Raw genomic sequence first — 24,493 nt, 5'->3', positions numbered from 1 at the left:
GGAGCGCCCGATGAGATCGCGCACGAAGTGCGCATCTCAGGGGCGCGGGGAACTGCGCGACCAGCCACGACGAGAGCCGCGCCCGCTACGCCACCGCTTCGGACCTCGTGCGGGCCGGCGGGACCTGATGGGTCGGGTCGGTGACCTCGCCGACGAGGAGTTCCAGGACGTCTTCCAGGGCGACCAGGCCCAGCACACGGCCGGAGGCATCCGCGACCTGGGCCAGGTGGGTCGCCGCGCGGCGCATCACCGTCAGGGCGTCGTCCAGCGGCAGTTCCGAGCGCAGGGTCGTCATGGGGCGCCACAGGTGCTGCGGGACCGCGCGGTCCGTGTCGGGGCCGTCGATGAGGTCCAGGACGTCCTTCACGTGCAGGTAGCCCATGAAGGCGCCGCCGTCCGCGCAGACCGGGAACCGGGAGTAGCCGGTGCGGCCGGTCAGTTCGATGATCTGGGCGGGGGTCACGGACGGGCCGACGGTCACCAGGGAGGGGCGGGCCAGGAGCACGTCGGTCACCGGGCGCGAGCCCAGTTCCAGCGCGTCCTCGAGCCGCTCCTGCTCCTCGGGGCCGAGCAGGCCGGCCTGGCCCGCGTCCTCGACGAGGCGGTTGAGCTGCTCGCTGGTGAAGACGGCCTCGACCTCGTCCTTGGGCTCGACCCGGAAGAGCCGCAGGACCAGCCGGGCGCAGGCGCCCAGGGCGATCGTGACGGGCTTGCACAGGCGGGCGAAGGCGACGAGTCCGGGGCTGAACCACAGCGCCGTCTTCTCGGGCGCGGCCATCGCCAGGTTCTTCGGCACCATCTCGCCGATGACGAGGTGGAGGAAGACGACGGCGGCGAGCGCGATCACGTAGCCGAGGGGGTGGATCATGCCCTCGGGCAGGTGGACCGCCTCGAAGAGCGGCTCCAGGAGGTGCGCGACGGTCGGCTCGGCCACCGCGCCCAGCGTCAGCGAGCAGATCGTGATGCCGAACTGGGCCGCCGCCATCATCTGGGGCAGGTGCTCGAGTCCGTAGAGGACCTGGCGGGCGCGGTTGCCCGGGATGGGTTCGATCTGGCTGCGGCGCACGGAGACGAGGGCGAACTCGGCGCCGACGAAGAACCCGTTCGCCAGCACGAGCAGTGCGGCGAAGAACAGTTGCAGGGCGCTCATCGGGCCGCCTCCAGGACGGGCTGCGGGGCGTCCGCGAGCCGGACGATGCGGACCCGCTCGGCCCGGTAGTGCTCGACCTGGCGCACGGCGAGCCGCCAGCCGGGCAGCTCGGCCTTGTCCCCGGCGGCGGGGATGCGGCCGAGCAGGTCGGCGACGAGTCCGGCGACGGTCTCGTACGGGCCGTCGGGTACTTCGAGGCCGATGCGGCGCAGGACGTCGACACGGCAGCTGCCGTCGGCCTCCCAGGCGGGGCGGCCGTCCTCCGGGGGCAGCGGGGCGAGCTCGGGCAGGTCGTGGCGGTCGTGCTCGTCGCGGACCTCGCCGACGAGCTCCTCCACGATGTCCTCGAGGGTGACGACACCGGCGGTGCCGCCGTACTCGTCGACGACGACCGCGATGGGCTGTTCGCTGCGCAGGCGCGCGAGCAGCGGCTGGACGGGGAGCGTCTCGGGGACCAGCAGCGGCGCCTGGGCGATCCGGGCGACGGGGGTGCGCAGCCGCTCGTGCGCGGGGATCGCGAGGGCGTCCTTGAGGTGGACCATGCCGACGACCTCGTCGATCCGCTCCCGGTAGACGGGGAAGCGGGACAGACCGGTGGCGCGGGTCAGGTTGACCACGTCCTCGGCGGTCGCGGAGGACTGGAGGGCGCTGACCTTCACGCGCGGCGTCATGACGTGCTGCGCGGTGAGCCCGGCGAGCGACAGGGTGCGGACGAAAAGGTCCGCGGTGTCCTGCTCCAGGGCGCCGGCCTGCGCCGAGTGGCGGGCCAGCGAGACCAGTTCGCCCGGGGTGCGGGCGGAGGCCAGCTCGTCGGCCGGTTCGACGCCGAGGGCGCGCACCAGACGGTTCGCGACGGCGTTGAGGACGGCGATGACGGGGCGGAACAGGCGGGAGAAGACGTGCTGGGGGCCCGCGACGAAGCGGGCCACCTGCAGCGGCTTGGAGACCGCCCAGTTCTTCGGGACGAGTTCGCCGATCACCATCTGGACGGCGGCGGCCAGCAGCATGCCGACGACGACGCTGACGCCGCGCGCGGCGCCGTCCGGGATGCCGACGGCCGTGAACGGGCCGTGCAGCAGCTCGGCGAGGGCCGGCTCGGCGAGCATGCCGACGACCAGGGAGGTGATGGTGATGCCGAGCTGGGTGCCGGAGAGCTGGAAGGACAGCTCCTTGAGCGCGGCCACGACGGTGCGGGCCCGCTTGTCGCCGGCGGCCGCGGCCTGCTCGGCGTCGGGGCGCTCCACGGTGACGAGGCCGAACTCGGCGGCCACGAAGAAGCCGTTGGCGAGGATCAGGAGGAAGGCGGCCGCGAGAAGCAGCAACGGGATGGTCATGCCGCCGCCTCCGAGGATGTCAGCGCGCGGGGCGCGCTATGTCGGGAGGGGGCGGCGCAGGTACTACCGGACGATCCGTCCATCGCTGGAGGGAGTCACTCCTAAGTCAGTCGGAGCCCCCGGCAGCCCGTCCGGGCGCATCGGGGGCGGGGCGGCACTCGAGGCGTGCCCCGTCACCAGATTAATCACGACAAGGCTCGTGCGGCAGGCCCCACGGCCCTGAGCCTGCCCGGAGACCGCTCCGAGGGGCCCACGCTCAGCCCTGGACGGTGCTGCGGACCTCGGTCAGGGCGCGCAGCGCCTTGGCGTCACGGATGGCGCTCTCCTTGGCGATGCCGGGCTGAATGCCCATGGCGGCCAGGCTGGTGCCGTCGGTGAGGTTGAGGAACACCCAGGGGTCGCCGGGCCGCAGGTTGACCTGGACGATCTCGGCCCAGGCGAGCCGGCGGCTGCGCGCGACGTTGACCACGGTGACGCCGGTGTCGTCGGCGACGACCTTGGGCCGCGCGAGCAGCGCGAGGACGCCCCAGAACATGGCCGCGGTGAAGACGAAGCTGGTCCGCTCCCCCGGGTTCAGTCCGCCGAGCAGCAGCGCGACGGCGGTGATGGTCACGAAGCTGGCGGCGCCGAGCCCGTGCAGGATGGCGCGGGTGCGGCCCGGCCGGAAGGTGACGGGCAGCGTCGGCAGGTCAGTCATGGCGGGAAGTCCTCACGGTCCTCTAGGCGGTCCTCGAAGCGGTCCTCAGAGGCGGCAGGCGTGGATCGCCGTGGTGAGGATGGCCCGGGCGCCGAGGTCGTACAGGTCGTCCATGATGCGCTGGGCGTCGCGAGCGGGGACCATGGCGCGCACGGCGACCCAGCCCTCGTTGTGCAGCGGCGAGACGGTCGGCGACTCGAGGCCCGGGGTGAGGGCGACGGCCTTCTCCAGGTGCTCGGCGCGGCAGTCGTAGTCCATCATCACGTAGGTGCGGGCCACGAGGACGCCCTGGAGGCGGCGCAGGAACTGCTGGACCTTGGGGTCGTCGGCCTCGGCGCCCTTGCGGCGCACGACGCAGGCCTCGGAGCGCATGATGGGCTCGCCGAAGACCTCCAGGCCCGCGTTGCGCAGCGAGGTGCCGGTCTCGACGACGTCGGCGATGGCGTCGGCGACGCCGAGCTCGATGGCGGTCTCGACGGCGCCGTCGAGGTGGACGACGGAGGCCTTGACGCCGTGCTCTTCGAGGTACTTGCCGACGATGCCCTCGTAGGAGGTGGCGATCGTCCGGCCCTCGAGGTCGGCGAGGCTCTTGACGGCGCCGGGGCGGGAGGCGAAGCGGAAGGTGGAGCGGGCGAAGCCGAGCGGCAGGATCGCCTCGGCGTCGGCGCCCGAGTCGATCAGCAGGTCCTCGCCGGTGATGCCGATGTCGAGCTTGCCGGAGGACACGTAGATCGCGATGTCCTTGGGGCGGAGGTAGAAGAACTCCACCTCGTTGTCGGGGTCGACGGTGACGAGTTCCTTGGACTCCTTGCGCTGGCGGTATCCGGCCTCATGCAGCATCGCCGACGCAGGTCCGGACAGTGAACCCTTGTTGGGGACGGCGATGCGCAGCATGAGGTCGGATTCCTTTGCGTGAAGTCGTGCGGGCGGGAGGGGGCTGGCGGGATCGGCGTACGGCTCAGAGATGCGCGTACACGTCGTCGAGTGAGATGCCGCGGGCGACCATCATCACCTGGACGTGGTAGAGGAGCTGCGAGATCTCCTCGGCCGCGGCGTCCTTGCCCTCGTACTCGGCGGCCATCCAGACTTCGGCGGCCTCCTCGACGACCTTCTTGCCGATGGCATGGACGCCCTTGCCGACCAGCTCTGCGGTGCGGGACGTGGCGGGGTCGCCGGTGGCTGCCTTGTGCTGGAGCTCGGTGAAGAGCTCCTCGAACGTCTTATTGGACATGGTGGTGCCTACTTTACGCGGCTCTCCTCGCCCCTCTGACGCCAGGGCTCGGCGACGGTACGCAGCGTGGCCGCGGTGGCGACGGCGGCGGTGACCGCTTCGTGCCCCTTGTCCTCGTTGGAGCCCTCGAGGCCGGCCCGGTCGAGGGCCTGCTCCTCGGTGTCGCAGGTCAGTACGCCGAAGCCGACGGGCACGCCGGTCTCGATGGCGACCTGGGTCAGGCCCTGGGTGACGCCCTGGCACACGAAGTCGAAGTGCGGGGTGCCGCCGCGGATGACGACGCCGAGCGCGACGACGGCGTCGTAGCCCCGGTCGGCGAGGACCTTGGCGACGACCGGGAGCTCGAAGCTGCCGGGGACGCGCAGCACGGTGGGCTCGCTGATGCCCAGCTCGGTCAGGGCGCGCAGGGCGCCGTTCACGAGGCCGTCCATGACCTTCTCGTGCCACTGGGCGGCGACGACGGCGACGCGCAGGTCGCCGCAGTTCTTGACGCTCAGTTCGGGTGCACCCTTGCCGCTCACGCGCTTCTCCTCGTACTACGTACTACGTGTCTGGACGGTCGGTCGGAACTACTGGTTGCTGCAGGTGGACGTGCGGGGCGCGTCCAGCCAGGGCAGGTCGTGGCCCATGCGGTCGCGCTTGGTGCGCAGATAGCCGAGATTGTGCTCGCCGGCGGGGACGGGCATGGGTTCCCGGGCGGTGACCTTGAGGCCGTGCCGGGTGAGGGCGTCGGTCTTGTCCGGGTTGTTGGTCATCAGGCGCAGGCTGTGCACGCCGAGGTCCTGGAGGATCTGGGCGCCGGCCGCGTAGTCGCGGGCGTCGGCGGGCAGGCCGAGCTCCAGGTTGGCGTCGAGGGTGTCGCGGCCCTGCTCCTGGAGTTCGTAGGCGCGCAGCTTGGACACGAGGCCGATGCCGCGGCCCTCGTGGCCGCGCAGGTAGACGACGACGCCGCGGCCGTGCTCGACGATGCGCCGCATGGACTCCTCCAGCTGGGGGCCGCAGTCGCAGCGCAGCGAGTGGAAGACGTCGCCGGTGAGGCACTCGGAGTGGACGCGGGCGAGGACGTCCTCGCCGTCGCCGAGCTCTCCGTGGACGAGGGCGACGTGCTCGACGCCGTCGACGGTGGAGCGGTAGCCGTAGGCGGTGAACTCGCCGTGGGCGGTGGGCAGCTGGACGGTCGCCTCGCGCTTGACGGTGGGTTCGCTGCTGCGCCGGTAGGCGATCAGGTCCTCGATGGAGATGATCGTCAGGCCGTGCTTGCGGGCGAAGGGGACCAGTTCGGGCAGGCGCAGCATGACGCCGTCCTCGCCCGCGATCTCGACGATGGCGCCGGCCGGGCTGAGGCCCGCGAGGCGGGCGAGGTCGACGGCGGCCTCGGTGTGGCCGTTGCGGACCAGGACGCCGCCGGGCTTGGCGCGCAGCGGGAAGATGTGGCCGGGGCGCACGAAGTCGCCGGGCTCGGCGTCGCCGGAGGCGAGCAGCCGCAGGGTGGTGGCGCGGTCGGCGGCGGAGATGCCGGTGGTGACGCCGTGGGCGCCGGAGGCGTCGACGGAGACGGTGAAGGCGGTCTTCATCGACTCCGTGTTGTTGCCGACCATCTGGGGGAGGTCGAGCCGCTCCAGCTCGTCGCTCTCCATGGGGGCGCAGATCAGGCCGCGGCACTCGCTCATCATGAAGGCGACGATCTCGGGCGTGATCTTCTCTGCGGCGACGACGAGGTCGCCCTCGTTCTCCCGGTCCTCGTCGTCGACGACCACGACAGGGCGGCCCGCGGCGATGTCCCGGACGGCCTGCTCGACCGGGTCGAGCGCCAGGTCGGCCACTTCGTAGAGGTGGGGTGCCGTGCTCATGCGTGGGCTCCTTCGAGCGCAGGGGCGGTGGCGGCGCGGGACCGCAGCCACCAGTCGCGCATGCCCCACAGGACGAGCGCGCCGTAGATGACGTAGACGAAGCCGGAGAAGGCGAAGCCGTTGGCGAAGTTCAGCGGGACGCCGACGGCGTCGACGAGGAGCCAGGCGAACCAGAACTCGACCATGCCGCGGGCCTGGGCGTACATGGCGACGACGGTGCCGACGAAGATGTAGGCGTCGGGCCAGGGGTCCCAGGACAGGGTCGGGAAGGCGGTGAACAGGCCGCCGACGGCGAGGGTGCCGAGGGCGGCGCCGCCGATCAGGTATCCGCGCTCGCGCCAGGTGGCGAAGCGGACGGCGATGGAGCCGTCCTGCGCCTGGCCCTTGCCGCGGTTCCACTGCCACCAGCCGAAGAGGGCGACGACGATGACGACGAGCTGCTTGCCGGCGCTGCCCGAGAGGTGGGCGGTGGCGAAGGCGGTGAGCAGGATCACGCCGGAGACCAGCTGGGCGGGCCAGGTCCATATGGAGCGGCGCCAGCCGAGGGCCAGGGCGATCAGGCCGATCACGTTGCCGATCATGTCGGACCAGATGATGTGCTGGCCGAACAGCGTGAAGGCCTGTGAGTTGAGCCAGTTCACCGGTCGCCCTCCTGGGTTCCGAGCATGCGCTCGACGTACTTGGCGATGACGTCGACCTCGAGGTTGACAAGGGCGCCGCTCTGCTTGTGGCCGAGCGTGGTCAGGGCGAGGGTGGTGGGGATGAGGCTGATCGTGAAGTAGTCGGGGCCGGCCTCGACGACGGTGAGGCTGACGCCGTCGACCGTGATGGAGCCCTTCTCGACGACGTACCGGGACAGCTCGGCGGGCAGCGAGACCTTGACGATCTCCCAGTGCTCGGAGGGGGTGCGGTCGACGATCGCGCCGGTGCCGTCGACGTGGCCCTGCACGATGTGACCGCCGAAGCGGCCGTCGGCGACCATCGGGCGCTCCAGGTTGACCCGGGAGCCGGTGGTCAGGGCGCCGAGGCTGGACCGCTTGAGGGTCTCGGCCATGACGTCGGCGGTGAACTCGTCGCCCTCGTGCTCCACGACGGTGAGACACACGCCGTTGACCGCGATGGAGTCTCCGTGTTTGGCGCCGTCGGTGACGACGGGCCCGCGGACGCGGAAGCGGGAGGCGTCGTCGAGATTCTCGACGGCCGTGATCTCGCCCAGCTCTTCGACGATTCCGGTGAACACTTCCCCGGTCCTCCCTCTGAGGGTCTGGACTCCGGGGCACTGTCGCGATACGGCGACAGAACGTACGGACGACGACACCGGGAGCGACGACGCCACGTGCGGGGCATCACGACGGATGCCCTCAACAGCTCGGCGACGCGCACACGAGGTGCCCGCCCGCCGCGCACTGCCTCCCATCCGGACTTTAACCGTCGGTCCAGGAATTTCACCTGGTCAACCGGTCACTGGTGTGTGACCGGGTCGCGGACTGTAACCGCCGGTTCGGACTTTCACCGACCCCGGAGTGCGCTGCTTCTGGTACAGGGCCAGTGTGCCACGTCCGCCCGGCACGTCCACCGGTGATTCCTGTGGGCTGACTCACAGCCACGATCGGTGACTTTGGGTCCCCGGAGGGAATAAGGCGCCAACTCCCCCGGTGGGCGCGGGTGGTTGAGATTGGTACAGACCTATTGACGTCATGGTCTAGTCCTCTTAGGTTCCTCCCAGCCTCGAGGTCCACCCGCCCCACCCGCGCATCACCGATGCCCTCCCCGGGAGGAACCGCCGTGCCGTTCCCCAGACCGCCCAGACGCCGACCGGCCCTGCTCGCCGGCGCGGCCGCCGTGGCGGGGCTGCTGCTCGCCTCGCTGCCCGCGACCGTCTCGCACGCCGCCGACCAGGAGTCCTGCCGCCCCGACGGCCTCTACGAGACGCCCGGCGTCTCGGTCCCCTACTGCTCGGTCTACGACACCGAGGGCCGCGAGAAGATGGGCGCGGACCACCAGCGCCGCGTCATCGGCTACTTCACGGGCTGGCGCACCGGTCAGGACGGGACCCCCGCGTACCTGGCCTCGGACATCCCGTGGGACAAGGTCACGCACCTCAACTACGCCTTCGGCCACGTCGACGGGAACAACAAGCTCTCGGTCGGGGCCGACGGTCCGAAGAACGCGGCGACCGGGATGACCTGGCCGGGTGTCGCGGGCGCCGAGATGGACCCGGACCTGCCCTACAAGGGCCACTTCAACCTGCTCACCAAGTACAAGAAGCAGCACCCGAACGTGAAGACGCTGATCTCCGTCGGCGGCTGGGCCGAGACGGGCGGCTACTTCGGGGACGACGGCGGGCGCGTCGACTCCGGCGGCTTCTACGCGATGGCCACGAACGCGGACGGCAGCGTCAACCAGGCGGGCATCGACACCTTCGCCGACTCCGCCGTCGCGTTCGTCAAGAAGTACGGCTTCAACGGCGTCGACATCGACTACGAGTACCCCACGACGATGAAGGACGCGGGCAACCCGCTGGACTGGTCCCTCGCGAACGCCCGCAGGGCCGGAGTCGTCAAGGGATACGCCGCCCTGATGAAGACCCTGCGCGAGAAGCTGGACCGGGCCGGCGCGGCCGACGGGAAGCACTACCTGCTGTCCGTGGCGGCCCCCTCCTCCGGCTATCTGCTGCGCGGTATGGAGACCTTCCAGGTCCAGAAGTACCTGGACTACGTCAACATCATGTCCTACGACCTGCACGGTGCCTGGAACGAGTACGTCGGTCCGAACGCCTCGCTGTTCGACGACGGCAAGGACGCCGAACTCGCCGCGGCGGGCGTCTACTCGACCTCTCAGTACGGCGGCATCGGCTACCTCAACACCGACTGGGCCTACCACTACTTCCGCGGCTCGATGCCGGCCGGACGCATCAACATCGGGCTGCCGTACTACACGCGCGGCTTCAAGAACGTGCAGGGCGGCACCGACGGGCTGTGGGGGAAGGCGCCCTCGACGGACTGTCCGGCGGGCGCGGGCCTGACGAAGTGCGGTGACGGCGCCGTCGGCATCGACAACCTCTGGCACGACAAGGACACGAACGGCAAGGAGTCCCCGGCCGGTTCGAACCCGATGTGGCACGCCAAGAACCTGGAGAAGGGCGTCGTCGGGGACTACGTGACGAAGTACGGCTTCCCCGCCGACACCAAGCTGACGGGCACCTATCAGCGCAAGTACGACCCGATGCTCGTCGCGCCCTGGCTGTGGAACGCCGACAAGAAGGTGTTCCTGTCGACCGAGGACGAGCAGTCGGTCGCCGCGAAGGCCGCGTACGTGGCCGACCGGGGCATCGGCGGCACCATGATCTGGGAGCTCGCGGGCGACTACGGGTGGAACGCGGCCAAGGGCCAGTACGAGCCCGGCTCCACGCTCACCAGCACGCTCTACGACGCCTTCAAGTCCGCGAAGCCGTACGGCGCGAAGCGCTCCACGATCGACCTGCCGACCGAGGCGCTCGACATCGGCGTGGACTTCGGCGCCTTCCCCCTCGGTGACTCCAACTACCCGATCTCGCCCAAGGTGAAGATCACCAACAACACGGACGCGACGCTGCCGGGCGGCACCGAGTTCCAGTTCGACTACGGGACCTCCGCGCCGGGCAACGCCAAGGACCAGTCCGGGTTCGGGACCACGATCGTCCGCAGCGACCACACCGGCGACAACGTGGGCGGGCTCAAGGGCGACTACCACCGGGTCTCGCTGAAGCTGCCCGCCTGGCAGTCGCTCGCGCCCGGCGCCTCCGTCTCGCTCGACTTCGTCTACTACCAGCCGGTGTCGACGCCCTCGAACTGGACGGTGACCTTCGGCGGGAAGACGTACGCGCTGGCCGGTGACCTGGCGCGCGGCACGACCGTCGTGCAGCCCGGCTCGGGCACGCCGACGCCCGGCCCCACCCCCACGCCGACCCCGGATCCCACGGGCGGCGCCTGCACGGCCGCGGCGTGGAACACGGCCTCCGAGTACGGCGCCGGCGCGCTCGTCTCGTACGGCGGGCACACCTGGAAGGCCAAGTGGTGGACGAAGGGCGAGCAGCCGGGGAGCACCGGGGAGTGGGGTGTCTGGCAGGACCAGGGCGCCTGCTGAACTCCGGGCGTCCTCTGGCAGGCTGAGGGCGTGACGACCGCATCGGAGAGCGCCCGCGCCGAAGAGTTCGAGAGCCACCGCCCCCGGATGTTCGGGCTCGCCTACCGGATGCTCGGCTCCGCCGAGGAGGCGCAGGACGCCGTACAGGACGCGTACCTGCGCTTCCGTGCCACCGAGCCCGGTGCGGTCACGCATCCGGGGGCCTGGCTCGCCAAGGTCGTCACGAACCTCTGCCTCAACCGGCTCACCTCGGCCCGCGTACAGCGCGAGCGGTACGTGGGCCCCTGGCTGCCCGAGCCGGTCCTCACCTCGGACGGCGCGCTCGGCCCGCTGGACTCGGCGCAGAGCCGGGACTCGGTGTCCTGCGCGCTGCTGGTCCTGCTGGAGCGGCTGACGCCGACCGAGCGGGCCGTGTACGTGCTGCGCGAAGCGTTCGCGTACGGGTACCGGGAGATCGCCGGGGTGCTCGATCTGGAGGAGGCTCACTGCCGGCAGCTGTACCGGAGGGCGACGGGCCGGATCGCGGCGCCCGAGGCCCGCTTCGAGCCGTCGGAGCAGGTGCGGCGCGAGCTGGTGGAGGCGTTCGTGGCGGCGGCCCGGGAGGGTGATCTCGTGGGTCTGGAGAAGGTGCTCGCCGCCGATGTGACCTGGTGGGGCGACGGCGGCGGCAAGGTGTCCGCGGCGCGCCGGCCGGTCGACGGGCGGGACAAGGTGCTGCGGTTCCTGGTGGGCGTCGGGGAACGCTACATGGCCGGCGCGGAGCTCTCCGTCGCGGAGATCAACGGGGAGCCGGCGGTGGTCGCCCGGATGGCGGGCACGCTCGTCGGGACGGTCGCCTTCGAGGTGCGCGACGGTCTCGTGGTGGCCGCGCGCGCCGTCCTGAACCCCGACAAGCTGGCCTTCGTGGACGCTCAGCTGGCCGCCGCCTGAGGTTCCGGTCCGCGGGCTGTCACGTTTCCGCGGGCCCGCCGGTTCCCAGCTGACGACGGTGTCCCGCAGGGGGACGCCGAGGTCCGAAGGGACTGATGCGGCGATGGGACTGATGCGGCGATGACCACGATCCTGGTGACCGGCGGCACGGGCACGCTCGGCCGGCTGGTCGACGAGCGGCTCTCCGCGGCGGGGCACGAGGTGCGGGTGCTCAGCCGGCACGCGCGGCCGTACGCCGTGGACCTTCGCGAGGGCGGGCCCGCGCTGGACCGTGCGGTGGACGGCGCGGACGTGATCGTGCACTGCGCCTCGTCGCCGCGCGGCGGGGACGAGAAGGCGGCCGCGCGGCTGATCGAGGCGGCGCGACGGGCGGGCGTCCCGCACCTCCTCTACATCTCGATCGTCGGCGTGGACCGGGTCCCGCTGCGCTACTACCGCGAGAAGCGGTCGGTGGAGCGGATGATCGAGGAGTCGGGGCTCGGGTGGACGGTGCTGCGGGCCACGCAGTTCCACGAGCTGGTGCGGGACGTTCTGGCGGGGGCGGCGCGGTTGCCGGTGATGCTGTTGCCGGCGGGGGTCGGGGATCAGCCGGTCGCGGTGGCGGAGGTCGCGGAGCGGTTGGCCGAGCTGGCGGTTGCGGGGCCGGCGGGGCGGGTGCCGGACATGGGCGGGCCCGAGGTCAGGTCGCTCGCGGAGTGGGGGCGGGCGTATCTGGCGGCGGTGGGGAAGCGGCGCGTCATCTTGTCCGTGCCTCTGTTCGGGCGCACGTATCGGGAGTTCCGGGCGGGTGGCCATCTGGCGCCGGAACGGGCCGTCGGCCACGGCACGTTCGAGGACTTCCTGGCCAAGGGATAGGGAAAAGCGCGGTGTGAGAAGCGCCCCTGAGATGGCGCACGAAGTGCGCATCTCAGGGGCGCGGGGAACTGCGCGACCAGCCACGACGAAAGCCGCACCCGGCAACGATCCGCTCAGCCCTACGGCGAGTACACCGCCTCCTGCGCAGCCTCCCGCGCCATCACCAACGCCCCGCTCAGGACGGCCCCGCCGCCGAGTACCCCGGCCCGGACCTCCGTCACCAGCGGCGACATCGCGGCGAGCCGCACCCCGACCCGCCGAGCCAACTCCTCACCCCCCGCGAGCCCGACCTCCCCGGCAAGGACGACGCACCCGGGATCCAGCACGGCCACCACCGCGGCGACCCCGATCGCGAGCCGCTCGGCCAGCGCGTCCAAAAACTCCTCCGCCCCACCGCCGGAGGCCACCGCCGCCTCCCGCACGACGTCGAACGCCCGCTCCATCGGCTCCGCCCCGCCGGCCCGCCCGTACTCCCCCGCCAGAGCGAGAACCGCCCCGGCCCCGGCCAGATCGTGGAACCCCCCGTCGCACCCGGTCGCGGACGGCAGTCCCCCCGTCCCCGGCACGGGCAGGAAGCCGACCTCCCCGGTCCCGCCGGAGGCCCCGCGGCGCAGCACTCCGTCCAGGACGACGGCCGCGCCGATGCCGAGCCCGAGCCACAGCAACACGAACGTGTCCCGGTCCCGGGCCACCCCGTCGCGCCGCTCGGCGAGCGCCGCGAGGTTCGTCTCGTTCTCCACGAGCACGCGCGCGCCGAGCCGTTCCTGAAGGGCCGGGACGAGGCGGCGGTGCCATTCGGGGAGTTGCGTGGTGTCGCGCAGGGCGCCCGTCACCGGGTCGACGAGGCCGGGCGCGCCGACGCCGATGGTGTGCAGCCGCTCGGCGCCGGCCTCCTTCGCGGTCCGTTCGAGGAGGGCAATGGTGCGCTCGACGGCGGCGCCGGTCGCCTCCCGGGTGTCGACGGACAGGGCGGCCTCGGCGAGCACGGTGCCGAGCAGGTCGGCGACGACGAGCCGGACGCCTTCGGTGCGGACGTCGAGGGCCGCGAGGTGGGCGCGGTCGGCGACGAGCCCGTACAGGCGGGCGTTGGGGCCGCGTCGCTGAGCGCCCGCCTCGCCGACCACCTGGACGAAGCCGGCGGTGGTGAGGCGCTCGACGAGGTCCGCGACGGTGGGCCGGGACAGGCCCGTGCGCTCCTTCAACTGCCCGGCGGTCAGCGGGCCTTCCTCCTGCAGCAGGTGCAGGGCGAGCCGGTCGTTGATGGCTCGGGCGGTGCTCGGTGATGCGGGCATGCCGGGATCCTACGGGGAAACGGGCTAACTATCAGGCAGGGTTCCTGATAGTTTACGGCGGCACCACGCTTGAAGGCACGCTTGGGAGCGACTCGGGAGGGGCCGGGCAGGATGAGCGGAACAGCGTCTGCGGCACAGCAACGGACGTACGGGCTCGGGGAGTTGAAGCGCGCCCGCTACGCCGTGGCGACCGTCTTCTGCGTCCACGGCGCGGTGACCGGTTCGTTCGCGACCCGGGTGCCGTGGATCCAGGACCACGCGGGGGTCGGCGCGGGCCAGCTCGGACTGGCGCTCGCCTTCCCGGCGATCGGCGCCTCCGTGGCGATGCCGCTGGCCGGGAGCGTGAGCCACCGGTTCGGGGCGCGCACCGCGCTGCGCGGGCTGCTCGCCCTGTGGACCCTGGCCCTGGTCCTGCCGTCCCTCGCGCCGAACCTGCTCACGCTCTGCGTGGCACTCTTCGTCTACGGGGCGACGGCGGGCATGTCCGACGTGGCGATGAACGCGCTCGGTGTCGAGATCGAGACCCGCCTCGACAAGTCGATCATGTCGGGGCTGCACGGGATGTGGAGCGCGGGCGCGCTGCTGGGTTCGGCGGGCGGCACGCTCGCCGCGCACGTCGGCGCGGACGCGCGGCTGCACCATCTGCTCGCGGCGGCGGTGCTGACCGTGGCCGGGTTCGCGGCCTGCCGGTGGGTGCTCGACCTGCGGCCGGCCGAGGACGAGGAGGCGCCGCCACGCTTCACGCTGCCGCCGAAGTCGGCGCTGCTGATCGGTGCGGTCGGGTTCTGCGCGGTGTTCGCGGAGGGCGCGAGTCTGGACTGGTCGGCGGTCTATCTGCGGGACGTGCTCGGCACCTCGGCCGGGCTCGCGGCGGCCTGCACCACGGCGTTCACGCTCACCATGGCGATCGCGCGGATCGCGGGCGACGCGGTGGTGGACCGCTTCGGGGCGGTGCGCACGGTCCGGATCAGCGGCGTCGGCGCGACGGTGGGCGCCCTGCTCGTGGTGGCCGCGCCGAACGCGGCGGTCGCGATGGCCGGATTCGGTCTCCTCGGACTCGGCATCGCGGTGGTCGTGCCGCTCGCCTTCGCGGCGGCCGGACGCAGCGGGCCGAACCCGAGCCAGGCCATCGCCGGCGTCGCCACCATCACGTACACCTCGGGTCTCGTCGCGCCCTCCGCGATCGGCACGATCGCCGACGCGACGAGCCTCGTGGTGTCGTTCGGCGTGGTGACCGTGCTGGCCTGCGGGCTCGTGGTGTTCGCGGGGGTGCTGCGCGGCGCCGACCGCACACCGTCCGGCGCCGCCGGCCTGCTCAGTCCTGAGGGCGCAGCAGATCCTGCCCCAAGGCCCTGAAGCGCTCGCTCCACGGCGCGGGGCGCAGCGTCGCCGGGTCGAGCCGGACCAGGACGCGCGTCCCGTGCGCGTAGGTGACCGAGCCGTCGGCGGAGCAGAAGCGGAAGCCGTAGGTCAGCCCGGTGCGGCCGAGCCGCTCCAGCCAGAGGCTCACGGCGAAGGCGCCGGGCCGCTTGACCGGGGCGTCGTAGGTGATCGTGAACTCCTTGACCGCGTTGCAGAAGTCGCCGGCCGCCTCCCAGTCCCCCTCGAAGACGAGTCCGCGCTCGTGCCACAGCGCACTCCAGGCCCGCTCGACCATCACGGGGTAGCGGGCGTTGTGCAGCAGCCCGAGCGCGTCGAGGTCGTCGAAGTGGACGGTGACGGGGACGAGCCGGCCGAAGGAGGGGGCGGGTTCGGCGGGGACGGCGAGGGCTTCGGCGGTCACGGGTGGTGCTCCTGGTACGAGATGGTGCGACATGGTGCGACATCGTGCGGGCCGGCGCCACGCACCGGGACCGCCCATCGTACGGCGCCCGGCTAAGCAACCGCTCAGCCGGTCCCGCGCGCGCACCGACGGGCGGCGCGGTCCTCGCATTTATGTCGCACTAACATAAGGCGATTGATTCAGGCCACATCAGCACCACAGAAAGCAGACCCACCATGGACCTCGGCGTGCGCTGGAAACTGCACGGCGACGGGCGCACCCCGGCCCCCGGTGCCGTCGTCCGCCCCGACGAGCGGCTCTCCTGGCCGCGGACCATCGGACTCGGCGCCCAGCACGTCGTCGCGATGTTCGGCGCCTCGTTCGTCGCCCCGGTCCTGATGGGCCTCGACCCCAACCTCGCGATCATGATGTCCGGCGTCGCGACGGTCATCTTCCTGCTCGCGACGCGCGGCCGGGTCCCCAGCTACCTCGGCTGCTCCCTCTCCTTCGTCGGCGTCGCCGCCGTCATCCGCGCGCAGGGCGGCTCCAGCGCCACGGTCACCGGCGCGGTCTTCGCCGTCGGCGTGGTCCTCTTCCTGGCCGGTCTCGCCGTGCAGAAGTTCGGCGCCCGGATCATCCACGCCGCGATGCCGCCCATCGTGACCGGCGCGGTCGTCATGCTGATCGGCTTCAACCTGGCCCCGGTCACCGCCTCCACCTACTGGCCGACCGACCAGTGGACGGCGCTCCTGGTCATGCTGTTCACCGGTTTGGCCGTGGTCTGCCTGCGCGGTTTCTGGTCCCGCATCGCGATCTTCCTGGGCCTGATCTTCGGCTACGGCATCTCCTGGCTGTTCGACCGGATCTTCGGCCGCATCCACTCCGTGAACGGCGGGGGCCCGGCCGTCGACCACTGGCGCCTCGACCTCTCCGGCGTCGGCAAGGCCGACTGGATCGGTCTGCCCTCCTTCCACGCCCCGTCCTTCGAGTGGTCCGCGATCCTGGTGGCCCTGCCCGTCGTCATCGCGCTGATCGCGGAGAACGCCGGACACGTCAAGGCCGTCGGCGAGATGACCGGCGACGACCTCGACGACAAGCTCGGCACGGCCATCTCCGCGGACGGCGCCGCGTCCATGCTCTCCACGGCCGTCGGCGGCCCGCCGAACACCACGTACTCCGAGAACATCGGCGTCATGGCCGCCACCCGCGTCTACTCCACGGCCGCCTACTGGGCCGCCGCCGGCTTCGCCCTCCTCTTCGGCCTGTGCCCCAAGTTCGGCGCGATCGTCGCCGCGATCCCGGGCGGCGTCCTCGGCGGCATCACCGTCATCCTCTACGGCATGATCGGCCTGCTCGGCGCCCAGATCTGGATCAACGCCGGGGTCGACCTGCGCAACCCGCTGAACCTGGTCCCCGCCGCGGCGGGCATCATCATCGGCGTCGGCAACGTCTCCCTGAAGTTCACCGACAACTTCTCCCTGAGCGGTATCGCCCTCGGCACGATCGTCGTCATCACCGGCTACCACGCCCTGCGCGCGATGGCCCCCGCCCACCTCAAGACCCAGGAACCCCTCCTGGACGCGGGCACCTCGACGTACGACGAGGACAGCGACACCCCACACACCGGCAAGGACTCCGGCCAGAAGGACTGACGCCTCGCACGTCCATTGCGCCACCCCTGCCCCGACCGCATCATGAGGCGTCACGTTCATGATCAGGCGGCCTCTGGGGAGGGGCCGCGGGGATGGGGAGGGGGGCGCAGCCATGCGTTCCGTCCAGGAGAAGGCACCGGCGTGCCCGGACTGCGGCGCCGGGCTCGACGGGGACGACCGGTTCGTCGTCTGGTGCCAGGAGTGCGAGTGGAACATCGACCCGGCGCCGCCCGGCGAGGACGGCGGCCGGATCGACCGGGCCCGCCGTGCCCTGGCCGCCCGTCACGGTGAGCGGCTGCTCGCCGAACTGACGGACGGGAGCGAGCTCAGGGCCCGGCGCGATCCGTCGTCCGTGGCCGCCTTCGCGCTCGCCCTCGTGGTCCACGGCGCCACGCTCGCCCTGGTCGCCGGCGGCCTCTGGCTGCTCCTCGCGGACCTGGGCGTTCCACTGAAGGTGGTGGGCATGCTGCTGCTCGCGTCGGCCTGGCCGCTCAGCCCGCGCCCGGCCAGGATGCCGCAGAACGTGCCGGTCCTGCGGCGCGCGCAGGCACCCGCCCTGTTCGCTCTGGTCGACGAGGTCGCGGCGGTGGTCGGCACCCGGGGTGTGGACCTGATCGCCGTGGACGCCGAGCCCAACGCGAGCGTCATGCCGGTGGGGTGGCGCGGTCGGCGCCTGCTGACCCTCGGACTGCCCCTGTGGGAGATCCTCACCCCGCGCGAGCGCGTGGCGCTGCTGGGCCATGAACTCGCGCACTTCAGCAACGGCGACCTCCGTCACGGCGTCGTCGTCGCGACCGGTTTCCGCTCGCTCACCACCTGGCACTACTACTTCCTGCCGACCGCCAACCCGACCGTGGCCGAGATGCTCGTCAACGCCCTGTACGTGATCCCGCGCGGCATCCTGCGCGGGCTGCTCCGGCTCATGGACCAGCTCACGCTGCGGGCCACCCAGCGCGCCGAGTACCTGGCCGACCGGGGCGCCGCCCGCGCCGGGTCCACCGAATCGGCGCTCGGCCTCCTGGACCGGCTGCTGGTCGCCGACTCGACGACGATCGCCCTGCGCCGGGAGCTCAACCGCACCGCGGCCGCCGCCTCCCGCGCCACCCGCACCTCCCGGCGCGACGAGGCCGGCGCGGGCCTGTGGGAGCGCGTGCGGGAGCATGTCGCGTCCGTTCCCGCGCTGGAGTACGAGCGGCTGCGCCGGGTCGGCGTCCGGCGCGGGAACAGCGTCGACGCCACCCATCCCCCGACCCATCTGCGCCGTACCTGTCTGAGCATCGGCGCGCCCGTGCCGGCCGCCGTGGAGACGGGCGCGGAGCGGGAGCGCGCCGTCGACGCGGAGCTGGAGCCCGCCCGGGGCACCTGGGCCCGCCGCATCGCCCAGGGCGGCGTCGGCTGACGGTGAGACTCCGGCTCAGTCCGCGAACTTCAGTCCGCCAGCTCGTACGCGTAGTCCGGGGTGAACCTGCCCGGTTCCCCCTTGCAGCCGTCGGACTCGCCCGGGAGTTTGACCCACAGGTAGGCGTCGACGCGGGGCAGGCCCGTGGTCAGGGTGGGGGCCTCGCCGATCCTGCGGCCGTCGGGGTCGCACCACGTGCCGTCGGTGGGGGCGCCGTTGCCGTTGCGGCTGGTGTCGATGACGGCTCCGAGTCCCGCGGGGGCGCCCATCGCGGCCAGGACCCGGCGGTCGTAGGCGGCCTCGTCGGCGGTGCGCTGGAAGTTCGAGACGTTGCTGAAGACGCCGTCGGACGAGGCGGGGGACGCCGCGCCCGCCGCTCTCAGCCGGGCGGCCTGGGTGGCCGGGGCGTTCCAGCCGGAGTGGCCCGCGTCGTAGTAGACGCGGGCGCGCGGGTTCGCGGACTTCATGACCCGGCCCGCGCGGGCCAGCGCCGCGTAGCGGTCGGCGCGCTGCCCGGCGCCGAGGCACTCCGTCTGGGAGAGCGCGTCCGGCTCCAGGATCACGATGACCTCCCGGCCGCCGAGGCCCGCCGCGAACCGGTCGATCCAGTGGTCGTACGCGGCCCGGTCCGGGGCCCCGCCGTCGGAGGCACCGCCGCAGTCCCGCTCGGGTATCGCGTACGGCACGAGGACCGGCACCCGTCCTTCGGCCGCCGCCGCGGAGGTGACGGCGCGCACCCGGGACGTGATGGTGTCCGGGGTGAAGTCGGCGAACCAGACGGCGGTCGGCCGGTCGGCTATCCGGGACTCGATGAGGGGGCGGCGCGGGTCCGAGCGGTTGGCCCGCACCCATTCCAGGACCTGTGAGTCGCCGTACCGGTAGAGGCGGGTGGCGGCGGGCGGGACACTCGACCGACGGTGCGGGGTCTTCTTCGCGGGCTTCGCCGTCGGTGTCGGCTTCGGTGTCCGCTTCGGACTGGGCTTCGCCGAGGGCTTCGTCGCGGACGGGGTCGGGCTCGGGCTCGGCAGGGCGGGCAGGGGCTGGAGGCTCGGCGACGCGCTGACGACGGGGCGTGCCTCGTCGTCGCCGTCCGGTCCGTGGTCCAGCGCGGACACCAGGCCCGCGACCGTCCCGACGGCCACCACGGCCGAGGCCGCCACGAGCATCGCCGAGCGGCCCGCCGCACGCCGTCGCGCCGACCGCCGCCGCGCGAGTCGTCGCGCACGTAACCCTGACACCGCGCTCTCCCCCCTCGTGTCGTCCGCCGTTCCCCCGTTCTGGGGAAGCCCACGGCCTGCCGACACCCGCGTCACCCTACGACTGGGACCCTTCGTGCATGGCGCAGTTGGAACAGATCGGACAGCCCCGGGCGCTCGCCGGCGGGGTCGACACGGTGCTCGCGCGGATGCGCGGGCTCGCCGCGGTGCTGCCGCCCACGGACGGTGTGGCCGTGTTCAACCGGGTCTATCTCACGGTCACGGACACCGTCGACCGGGCGATCGACGCGGGCCCCGGCGGCGGTTTCACCGACGAGGCGGCCGCGACCACGCTGGACGTCCGCTTCGCGGAGCGCTATCTCGCCGCGGTCGACGCGGCGGCGCACGGGCTGCGTCCGCCCGCCTGCTGGCGCCCGCTCCTGATGTTCCGCCGCCATCCCGGCGTACGCCCGCTGCAGTTCGCGCTGGCGGGCATCAACGCGCACATCGGCCACGATCTGGCGCTGGCCGTCGTGGACACCTGTCGTACGCTCGGCTGCGAACCGGAGTGTCTGGAGGACGAGTTCGACCGCGTGGGCGAACTCCTCGTGACGCTGGAGGAGCGCATCCGCGAAGAGCTGATGCCGGGCCCCGATCTGCTCCAGATCGCCGATCCGCTGACCCATCTGCTCGGCTCCTGGAGCATCGAGCGGGCCCGCGACGCGGCGTGGGCCGCCGCCCGCGCCCTGTGGGCCCTGCGCGGACTCCCGCCGCTGGCCGCCGAGTTCACCCAGCGCCTGGACACCTCGGTGGGCCTCGTGGGACGCATGCTGCTCACCCCACTCCCGGACTGACGGTTCGTCATATCAGGAACACCCGTGTGATCGCCGTGCGTTGAGTCCCTGGTACCCGTACTTGCACCTGCATCCGGACGACCGATCACGGACGACGAAGGAGCACGGTATGACGACGCGACTCGGCCTGAGCCTGCCCCAGATGAGGCAGTACGCCATCGGGCGGGACATCCCCGAGGTGGCCCGCGCCGCGGAGGCCACGGGTTACGAGAGCCTGTGGGTCTTCGAGCGGATCCTCTTCCCGGAGCCGGCCACGCAGGGGCTCTACGGGATACCGGGCCTGCCGTGGCCGGACCAGTACCGCTCGGTCGCCGACCCGCTGATCTCGCTGACCCTCGCCGCCTCCGCCACCTCCCGGGCCCGGCTCGGCACCAGCGTCCTGGTCGCCCCGCTGCACGTGCCGTTCCAGCTGGCCCGCTCCCTCGCCTCGCTGGACGCGGCGAGCGGCGGCCGCGTCGTGGCGGGGCTCGGCACGGGCTGGTCGCACGACGAGTACGCGGCGGCCTCCGTGGCCCCGTTCGAGCGGCGCGGCCAGGTCCTCGACGAGCTGATCGACGTGTGCCGCGCGGTGTGGGGCCCGGACCCGGTGGCGCACGAGGGCACGCTGACCACGATCGCCCCGTCCGAGGTCGGCCCGAAGCCGGCCGGCCCCCTGCCGATCCTGCTCCCGGCGAACAGCCCGAGGGCGAGGCGCCGGCTCGTGGACCGGGCGGACGGCTGGATGCCGGTGTCGATGGGCACCGAGGCCCTCGCCCGGGAGTTCGCCGGGCTGCGCGCGCTGGCCGAGGAGCGCGGTCGTACGGCCCCGCTCCAGTCGGTGCTGCGGGCGAACACGCAGTACACGCGGGAGGCGTACACGGGCGAGAACCGCGCCCCCTTCCAGGGCAGCGTCGACCAGATCGTGGAGGACCTCGCGGCGCACGCGGAGGTCGGCGTGGAGGAGATCCTGATCGACCTCCAGGGCGCGGCCCGGGACGCCCGGGAGCTCACGGACCTGGCGACGGAGGTCTACGAGAAGGCGCGGGCCGCCGGAGTGTGACGGGCCCGCGCCTGCTGCTTCGCGATCCGGGTCAGTCCTCCGGCAGCTCGACCGGGGCGATCGACTCGTAGAGGTCACCGGGGCCCGGGTTGGTCGGGTCGGTGGTGCCGCCCAGGTGGTGCATGACGCCCCACACGGCGTTGAGCGCGGTCTGGACGGCGCCCTCGGCCCAGCCGGCCGTCCAGGAGATGTCGTCACCGGCGAGGAAGATGCCGCGCCGGTCCTCGGGCAGCGACTCCTGCATGAAGTGGGTGAACAGGCGCCGCTGGTAGCGGTAGTGGCCCGGCAGGTTCGCCTTGAAGGCGCCCATGAAGTAGGGCTCGTTCTCCCAGGACACGGTCACCGGGTTGCCGATGATGTGCTTGCGGATGTCGACGTTCGGATAGATCTCGCCGAGCGACTTCAGCATGACCTCGAGCCGCTCGTTCGCGGACAGCGGCAGCCACTTCAGGCTGTCGTCGCACCACGTGTAGGAGAGGCAGATGACGGCGGGCTTGTCCGGGCCGTCGTCGAGCAGGTAGGTGCCGCGGGTCATGCGGTCGGTGAGCGTCATCGACATGACGTCCCGGCCGGTGACCTCGTCCTTGTCCAGCCAGAACGGCCGGTCGACGGGGACGAACAGCTTGCTGGACTCCATGTAGTGGGTCCGCTCGATGGCCGTCCAGTGGTCGATCGGGAACAGCTCGTCGTCGCAGGCCACCTTGGAGAGCAGCATCCAGGACTGCGCGGTGAAGATCGCGGCCTTGTACGTGCGGATGTCGCCGTCGGCGTCCGTGACGGTGATGTGGTTGCCGGCCGTGCGCGCGAGGCGGGTCACGGCGGGGCGGGGCTTGCTCTCGTGCAGGGAGGACAGCGAGGTGCCGGGCGCCCAGTGCACGATCTTCTGCGGCTCGCGCTCCCACAGGCGCAGCGGCAGCTGCTGCGAGCCGCCGACGATGCCGCGGTGGTGGTCGTCGGCCTCGGTGTAGACGACGCGCAGGATCTCGAGGATCGAGTTCGGGAAGTCGGTGTCCCAGCCGCCGGTGCCGAAGCCGACCTGGCCGAAGATCTCGCGGTGCCGGAAGGACTTGAAGGCCTCGGACTCGCACAGGAAGCCGTAGAAGGTCTGGTTGTCGAGCTTCTCGACGAGCTTCGCCCAGATCTCGCGGATGCGCGGCACGTCGCGCTCGCGCATCGCCTGGTTCATGTCGGAGAAGTCGGCGCCCTCGTCGAGGCACTTGTTCCAGGCCGCGGCGACGTCGCGGTAGACCTGCGGCAGGTCGTCGATCGTCTGCGCGTAGTGCGACTCGCCCTTGAGGTCGACGACGGTCGAGGGGGTCGCGGGCGACAGCGGGTTGGGGAAGTCCTGCGTCTTCAGGCCCACCAGGTCGATGTAGTGCTGGAGCGCCGTCGAGGACGGCGGGAAGCGCATGGCGCCCATCTCGGCGGTCAGCCCGGCGGCGTCCGGCGGGGTCCCTTCGAAGCCGACGGTGCGCAGCCGGCCGCCGATCTCGTCGGCCTCGTAGACGACGGGCTTGAGGCCCATCTTCATCAGCTCGTACGCGGCGATGATGCCGGAGAGCCCGCCGCCGATGACGGCGATCTCGGTGCCGAGCTCGGTCGCGGGTATCTGGCCGAGGCCCGCCGGGTGCGCGAGGAAGTCGTCGTACGCGTACGGGAAGTCCGGACCGAACATGGTGATCGGCGGCTGGCCGTCGCTGTGCGGAACGGCGGTCGTGGGCACCGTGGACGTCATGGGGTACGGACTCCTTGCGGGAACAGGCATGCCGGGTGGAACAGGGCGCGCCTGTCCCCCGCGCGGTGCGGAAGAGGTGTGAGGGACCTCAACGACGGTACGTTTCCGCCGGTCGGCCGGACAAGACGGGACCGTTGCGTCTGCGGATGCGATCCGTTGCGCGCGGCGGACCCGGACCGGCGATTCGTTGCGCACCCGTGTGAGCTCCCGGTAGCGGAGCGTACGGCTGCGTCTCCCCCGCACGGCGGAGACGGGACCCGACCGTGGCCCGACGCCCCCGGCCCCGCTCCCGGGAGATCGTTCTCACACCCGGAAGGACCGGGCGAGCAGGTGAACACAGGGGGTTCTCCCATGGCACGCACGCGGATCCTGGTGGCCACGGCGCTGACCTTGCTGGTGGCGGCGACCGGCACTGCCGCGGCCACCGTCGACCTCGACGGCCCGCAGGCGGCGCGGCATCAGGCGGCCTCCCGCGAGGCGGCGGCGCTGACCGGGACGGCGAAGCTGTGGCGGCCGGCGCCGGACGAGGACATCACGTTCACGTTCGACGCGCATCTGGCGGCGAAGGACAACATGGCGCCGGAGAAGGCCTACGGCACGTTCTCCTTCAGCCACTACCGGGGCGGCAAGGGCGGCTGGGCGAAGGGCCGGATCGACTGCCTGATGACGGGCGGGAAGACGGCGGTGATGACGGGGATCGTCACGGAGTCCGACACCCCGTTCAAGGGCAAGCGGGTCGGCATCTCCGTCACCGACGACGGCCGCAGGGACCGGCTCGGCTACACCTGGTCGAATCCGGACCAGGACCGGCTCGAAGTGCCGCGCTGCATGAGCGCGCCCCCGTTCGAGGTGGCGAAGAAGGGCACGGGCGACTTCAAGGTGCTGCCGTGGAAGCCGGAGTACCCCACCGGCTGAGCTACGCGGGCGAGCCCGACGTGAAGCGGCGCAGGAGCGGGGAGAGCACCAGGACGGACTTGGTCCGCTCGACGAACGGCTCCCCCGCGATCCGCTCCAGGACCCGCTCGAAGTGGCGCATGTCGGAGGCGAAGACCTGGACGAGGGCGTCCGCCTCACCGGTGACGGTGGAGGCGGCCGCGACCTCGGGATACCGCTCCAGACCTCGCCGGATCGACTCCGGCGAGGTGTTGCGGCGGCAGTAGATCTCGATGAACCCCTCGGTCTCCCAGCCGAGCGCGGCCGGGTCGACCCGCACGGTGAAACCGGTGATCGCGCCCGTCGCCCGCAGCCGGTCCACGCGCCGCTTCACGGCGGGCGCGGACAGGCCCACGAGCTGGCCGATGTCGGCGTAGGAGCGGCGGGCGTCCTCGGCGAGGGCGTGCACGATGCGTTCGTCGAGATCGTTCAGCAAGGCAGGAGGTTCACTTTTCTGCG

23 protein-coding genes and 1 riboswitch are annotated in these 24,493 nt (G+C 72.1%); of the genes, 9 read left to right on the top strand and 14 right to left on the bottom strand.

Translation table 11 applies throughout. The annotated features are described in order from the left end of the window. Positions 1–85: 85 nt before the first annotated feature. The 9 genes from ACIBTU_RS24935 to ACIBTU_RS24895 all read right to left on the bottom strand — a co-directional run bounded on the left by ACIBTU_RS24935 (position 86) and on the right by ACIBTU_RS24895 (position 7,502). Entirely contained in the window at positions 86–1,150 is a 1,065-nt protein-coding gene (locus ACIBTU_RS24935; protein WP_399128614.1) for a hemolysin family protein, read from the bottom strand. Next, a complete protein-coding gene (locus ACIBTU_RS24930; protein ID WP_399128613.1) occupies positions 1,147–2,484 on the bottom strand; it encodes a hemolysin family protein in 1,338 nt (445 codons plus the stop codon). The genes ACIBTU_RS24935 and ACIBTU_RS24930 overlap by 4 nt, the downstream gene beginning before the upstream one ends. Positions 2,485–2,740: 256 nt before the next feature. Next, positions 2,741–3,181 carry a PH domain-containing protein gene (locus ACIBTU_RS24925; protein ID WP_399128611.1) on the bottom strand — a complete coding sequence of 147 codons (441 nt, stop codon included), beginning with the start codon at positions 3,179–3,181 and terminating at the stop codon, positions 2,741–2,743. A gap of 45 nt (positions 3,182–3,226) precedes the next feature. Further along, the gene (gene hisG, locus ACIBTU_RS24920; RefSeq protein WP_399128610.1) at positions 3,227–4,075 is read right to left on the bottom strand and encodes an ATP phosphoribosyltransferase; all 849 of its coding nucleotides are present in this window, start codon (positions 4,073–4,075) and stop codon (positions 3,227–3,229) included. A 64-nt stretch (positions 4,076–4,139) separates the two neighbouring features. Continuing rightward, positions 4,140–4,412: a phosphoribosyl-ATP diphosphatase gene (locus ACIBTU_RS24915; RefSeq protein ID WP_030038616.1), complete on the bottom strand. Its 273-nt coding sequence runs from the start codon at positions 4,410–4,412 to the stop codon at positions 4,140–4,142. An 8-nt stretch (positions 4,413–4,420) separates the two neighbouring features. Continuing rightward, entirely contained in the window at positions 4,421–4,933 is a 513-nt protein-coding gene (ribH, locus tag ACIBTU_RS24910) for a 6,7-dimethyl-8-ribityllumazine synthase (protein ID WP_399128609.1), read from the bottom strand. A gap of 48 nt (positions 4,934–4,981) precedes the next feature. Beyond that, complete coding sequence (locus ACIBTU_RS24905; protein WP_399128608.1) at positions 4,982–6,262, bottom strand: bifunctional 3,4-dihydroxy-2-butanone-4-phosphate synthase/GTP cyclohydrolase II; 1,281 nt, start codon at positions 6,260–6,262, stop codon at positions 4,982–4,984. Next, a complete protein-coding gene (locus ACIBTU_RS24900) occupies positions 6,259–6,903 on the bottom strand; it encodes a nicotinamide riboside transporter PnuC (RefSeq protein ID WP_399128607.1) in 645 nt (214 codons plus the stop codon). Before ACIBTU_RS24900 ends, ACIBTU_RS24905 begins: the two co-directional genes overlap by 4 nt. Beyond that, complete coding sequence (locus ACIBTU_RS24895) at positions 6,900–7,502, bottom strand: riboflavin synthase (RefSeq protein WP_399128606.1); 603 nt, start codon at positions 7,500–7,502, stop codon at positions 6,900–6,902. Before ACIBTU_RS24895 ends, ACIBTU_RS24900 begins: the two co-directional genes overlap by 4 nt. 159 nt (positions 7,503–7,661) lie before the next feature. Continuing rightward, positions 7,662–7,793, bottom strand: a riboswitch (FMN riboswitch). 254 nt (positions 7,794–8,047) lie between these two features. Here ACIBTU_RS24895 and ACIBTU_RS24890 point away from each other — a divergent pair. From ACIBTU_RS24890 to ACIBTU_RS24880, 3 genes are all read left to right on the top strand, one after another. Next, positions 8,048–10,387, top strand: a complete 2,340-nt coding sequence (locus ACIBTU_RS24890; RefSeq protein WP_399128605.1) for a chitinase C-terminal domain-containing protein — start codon at positions 8,048–8,050, stop codon at positions 10,385–10,387. 30 nt (positions 10,388–10,417) lie between these two features. Then, positions 10,418–11,317 (top strand): RNA polymerase sigma-70 factor, encoded by a 900-nt coding sequence (locus ACIBTU_RS24885; protein WP_399128604.1) that lies wholly within the window; start codon positions 10,418–10,420, stop codon positions 11,315–11,317. Between the two features lie 120 nt (positions 11,318–11,437). Continuing rightward, on the top strand, positions 11,438–12,172 hold the full coding sequence (locus tag ACIBTU_RS24880; protein ID WP_399128602.1) for an SDR family oxidoreductase: 735 nt from the start codon (positions 11,438–11,440) through the stop codon (positions 12,170–12,172). A gap of 119 nt (positions 12,173–12,291) precedes the next feature. On the opposite strand, the gene ACIBTU_RS24875 is transcribed toward ACIBTU_RS24880, so the two are convergent. After that, positions 12,292–13,464, bottom strand: coding sequence for an ROK family transcriptional regulator (locus ACIBTU_RS24875; protein ID WP_399128601.1), 1,173 nt, complete (start codon positions 13,462–13,464; stop codon positions 12,292–12,294). 111 nt (positions 13,465–13,575) lie between these two features. Here ACIBTU_RS24875 and ACIBTU_RS24870 point away from each other — a divergent pair, with 111 nt between their 5' ends. Next, entirely contained in the window at positions 13,576–14,820 is a 1,245-nt protein-coding gene (locus ACIBTU_RS24870) for an MFS transporter (RefSeq protein ID WP_399128600.1), read from the top strand. On the opposite strand, the gene ACIBTU_RS24865 is transcribed toward ACIBTU_RS24870, so the two are convergent. Next, positions 14,780–15,247, bottom strand: a complete 468-nt coding sequence (locus tag ACIBTU_RS24865; RefSeq protein ID WP_399128599.1) for an acyl-CoA thioesterase — start codon at positions 15,245–15,247, stop codon at positions 14,780–14,782. The genes ACIBTU_RS24870 and ACIBTU_RS24865 overlap by 41 nt on opposite strands. 215 nt (positions 15,248–15,462) lie before the next feature. Between ACIBTU_RS24865 and ACIBTU_RS24860 the strand changes: the two genes are divergently transcribed. Together ACIBTU_RS24860 and ACIBTU_RS24855 are read left to right on the top strand one after the other, a co-directional pair. Then, positions 15,463–16,878 carry a uracil-xanthine permease family protein gene (locus tag ACIBTU_RS24860; protein ID WP_399128598.1) on the top strand — a complete coding sequence of 472 codons (1,416 nt, stop codon included), beginning with the start codon at positions 15,463–15,465 and terminating at the stop codon, positions 16,876–16,878. A gap of 112 nt (positions 16,879–16,990) precedes the next feature. Next, positions 16,991–18,277, top strand: coding sequence for a M48 family metallopeptidase (locus tag ACIBTU_RS24855; RefSeq protein ID WP_399128597.1), 1,287 nt, complete (start codon positions 16,991–16,993; stop codon positions 18,275–18,277). 29 nt (positions 18,278–18,306) lie between these two features. On the opposite strand, the gene ACIBTU_RS24850 is transcribed toward ACIBTU_RS24855, so the two are convergent. Beyond that, entirely contained in the window at positions 18,307–19,443 is a 1,137-nt protein-coding gene (locus tag ACIBTU_RS24850) for a glycoside hydrolase family 6 protein (RefSeq protein WP_399128671.1), read from the bottom strand. Positions 19,444–19,613: 170 nt separating this feature from the next. Here ACIBTU_RS24850 and ACIBTU_RS24845 point away from each other — a divergent pair, with 170 nt between their 5' ends. Both ACIBTU_RS24845 and ACIBTU_RS24840 read left to right on the top strand, forming a co-directional pair. After that, positions 19,614–20,327 carry a DUF5995 family protein gene (locus ACIBTU_RS24845; protein WP_399128596.1) on the top strand — a complete coding sequence of 238 codons (714 nt, stop codon included), beginning with the start codon at positions 19,614–19,616 and terminating at the stop codon, positions 20,325–20,327. A gap of 109 nt (positions 20,328–20,436) precedes the next feature. Then, entirely contained in the window at positions 20,437–21,366 is a 930-nt protein-coding gene (locus ACIBTU_RS24840) for an LLM class F420-dependent oxidoreductase (RefSeq protein ID WP_399128594.1), read from the top strand. 31 nt (positions 21,367–21,397) lie between these two features. On the opposite strand, the gene ACIBTU_RS24835 is transcribed toward ACIBTU_RS24840, so the two are convergent. Continuing rightward, positions 21,398–23,101: a flavin monoamine oxidase family protein gene (locus tag ACIBTU_RS24835; protein WP_399128593.1), complete on the bottom strand. Its 1,704-nt coding sequence runs from the start codon at positions 23,099–23,101 to the stop codon at positions 21,398–21,400. Between the two features lie 351 nt (positions 23,102–23,452). Between ACIBTU_RS24835 and ACIBTU_RS24830 the strand changes: the two genes are divergently transcribed. Next, on the top strand, positions 23,453–24,016 hold the full coding sequence (locus ACIBTU_RS24830; RefSeq protein ID WP_399128591.1) for a Repetin: 564 nt from the start codon (positions 23,453–23,455) through the stop codon (positions 24,014–24,016). A gap of 1 nt (position 24,017) precedes the next feature. On the opposite strand, the gene ACIBTU_RS24825 is transcribed toward ACIBTU_RS24830, so the two are convergent. Continuing rightward, positions 24,018–24,470, bottom strand: a complete 453-nt coding sequence (locus ACIBTU_RS24825) for an Lrp/AsnC family transcriptional regulator (protein ID WP_384627690.1) — start codon at positions 24,468–24,470, stop codon at positions 24,018–24,020. Positions 24,471–24,493: the final 23 nt, after the last annotated feature.

The sequence above is a fragment of the Streptomyces sp. NPDC050145 genome, from assembly GCF_044460245.1.
In the GTDB taxonomy this organism is placed as follows: Bacteria; Actinomycetota; Actinomycetes; order Streptomycetales; family Streptomycetaceae; genus Streptomyces.
The sequence above is the reverse complement of the archived record's forward strand: the minus strand, read 5'-3'. Positions and strand labels throughout refer to the sequence as shown.

Excerpts from the sequence above, each read along its gene's own strand:
- ACIBTU_RS24935 (WP_399128614.1), bottom strand. The coding sequence starts at position 1,150 with ATGAGCGCCCTGCAACTGTTCTTCGCCGCACTGCTCGTGCTGGCGAAC.
- ACIBTU_RS24930 (WP_399128613.1), bottom strand. The coding sequence starts at position 2,484 with ATGACCATCCCGTTGCTGCTTCTCGCGGCCGCCTTCCTCCTGATCCTC.
- ACIBTU_RS24925 (WP_399128611.1), bottom strand. The coding sequence starts at position 3,181 with ATGACTGACCTGCCGACGCTGCCCGTCACCTTCCGGCCGGGCCGCACC.
- hisG (WP_399128610.1), bottom strand. The coding sequence starts at position 4,075 with ATGCTGCGCATCGCCGTCCCCAACAAGGGTTCACTGTCCGGACCTGCG.
- ACIBTU_RS24915 (WP_030038616.1), bottom strand. The coding sequence starts at position 4,412 with ATGTCCAATAAGACGTTCGAGGAGCTCTTCACCGAGCTCCAGCACAAG.
- ACIBTU_RS24905 (WP_399128608.1), bottom strand. The coding sequence starts at position 6,262 with ATGAGCACGGCACCCCACCTCTACGAAGTGGCCGACCTGGCGCTCGAC.
- ACIBTU_RS24880 (WP_399128602.1), top strand. The coding sequence starts at position 11,438 with ATGACCACGATCCTGGTGACCGGCGGCACGGGCACGCTCGGCCGGCTG.
- ACIBTU_RS24875 (WP_399128601.1), bottom strand. The coding sequence starts at position 13,464 with ATGCCCGCATCACCGAGCACCGCCCGAGCCATCAACGACCGGCTCGCC.
- ACIBTU_RS24870 (WP_399128600.1), top strand. The coding sequence starts at position 13,576 with ATGAGCGGAACAGCGTCTGCGGCACAGCAACGGACGTACGGGCTCGGG.
- ACIBTU_RS24860 (WP_399128598.1), top strand. The coding sequence starts at position 15,463 with ATGGACCTCGGCGTGCGCTGGAAACTGCACGGCGACGGGCGCACCCCG.
- ACIBTU_RS24855 (WP_399128597.1), top strand. The coding sequence starts at position 16,991 with ATGCGTTCCGTCCAGGAGAAGGCACCGGCGTGCCCGGACTGCGGCGCC.
- ACIBTU_RS24850 (WP_399128671.1), bottom strand. The coding sequence starts at position 19,443 with ATGCTCGTGGCGGCCTCGGCCGTGGTGGCCGTCGGGACGGTCGCGGGC.
- ACIBTU_RS24845 (WP_399128596.1), top strand. The coding sequence starts at position 19,614 with ATGGCGCAGTTGGAACAGATCGGACAGCCCCGGGCGCTCGCCGGCGGG.
- ACIBTU_RS24840 (WP_399128594.1), top strand. The coding sequence starts at position 20,437 with ATGACGACGCGACTCGGCCTGAGCCTGCCCCAGATGAGGCAGTACGCC.
- ACIBTU_RS24835 (WP_399128593.1), bottom strand. The coding sequence starts at position 23,101 with ATGACGTCCACGGTGCCCACGACCGCCGTTCCGCACAGCGACGGCCAG.
- ACIBTU_RS24830 (WP_399128591.1), top strand. The coding sequence starts at position 23,453 with ATGGCACGCACGCGGATCCTGGTGGCCACGGCGCTGACCTTGCTGGTG.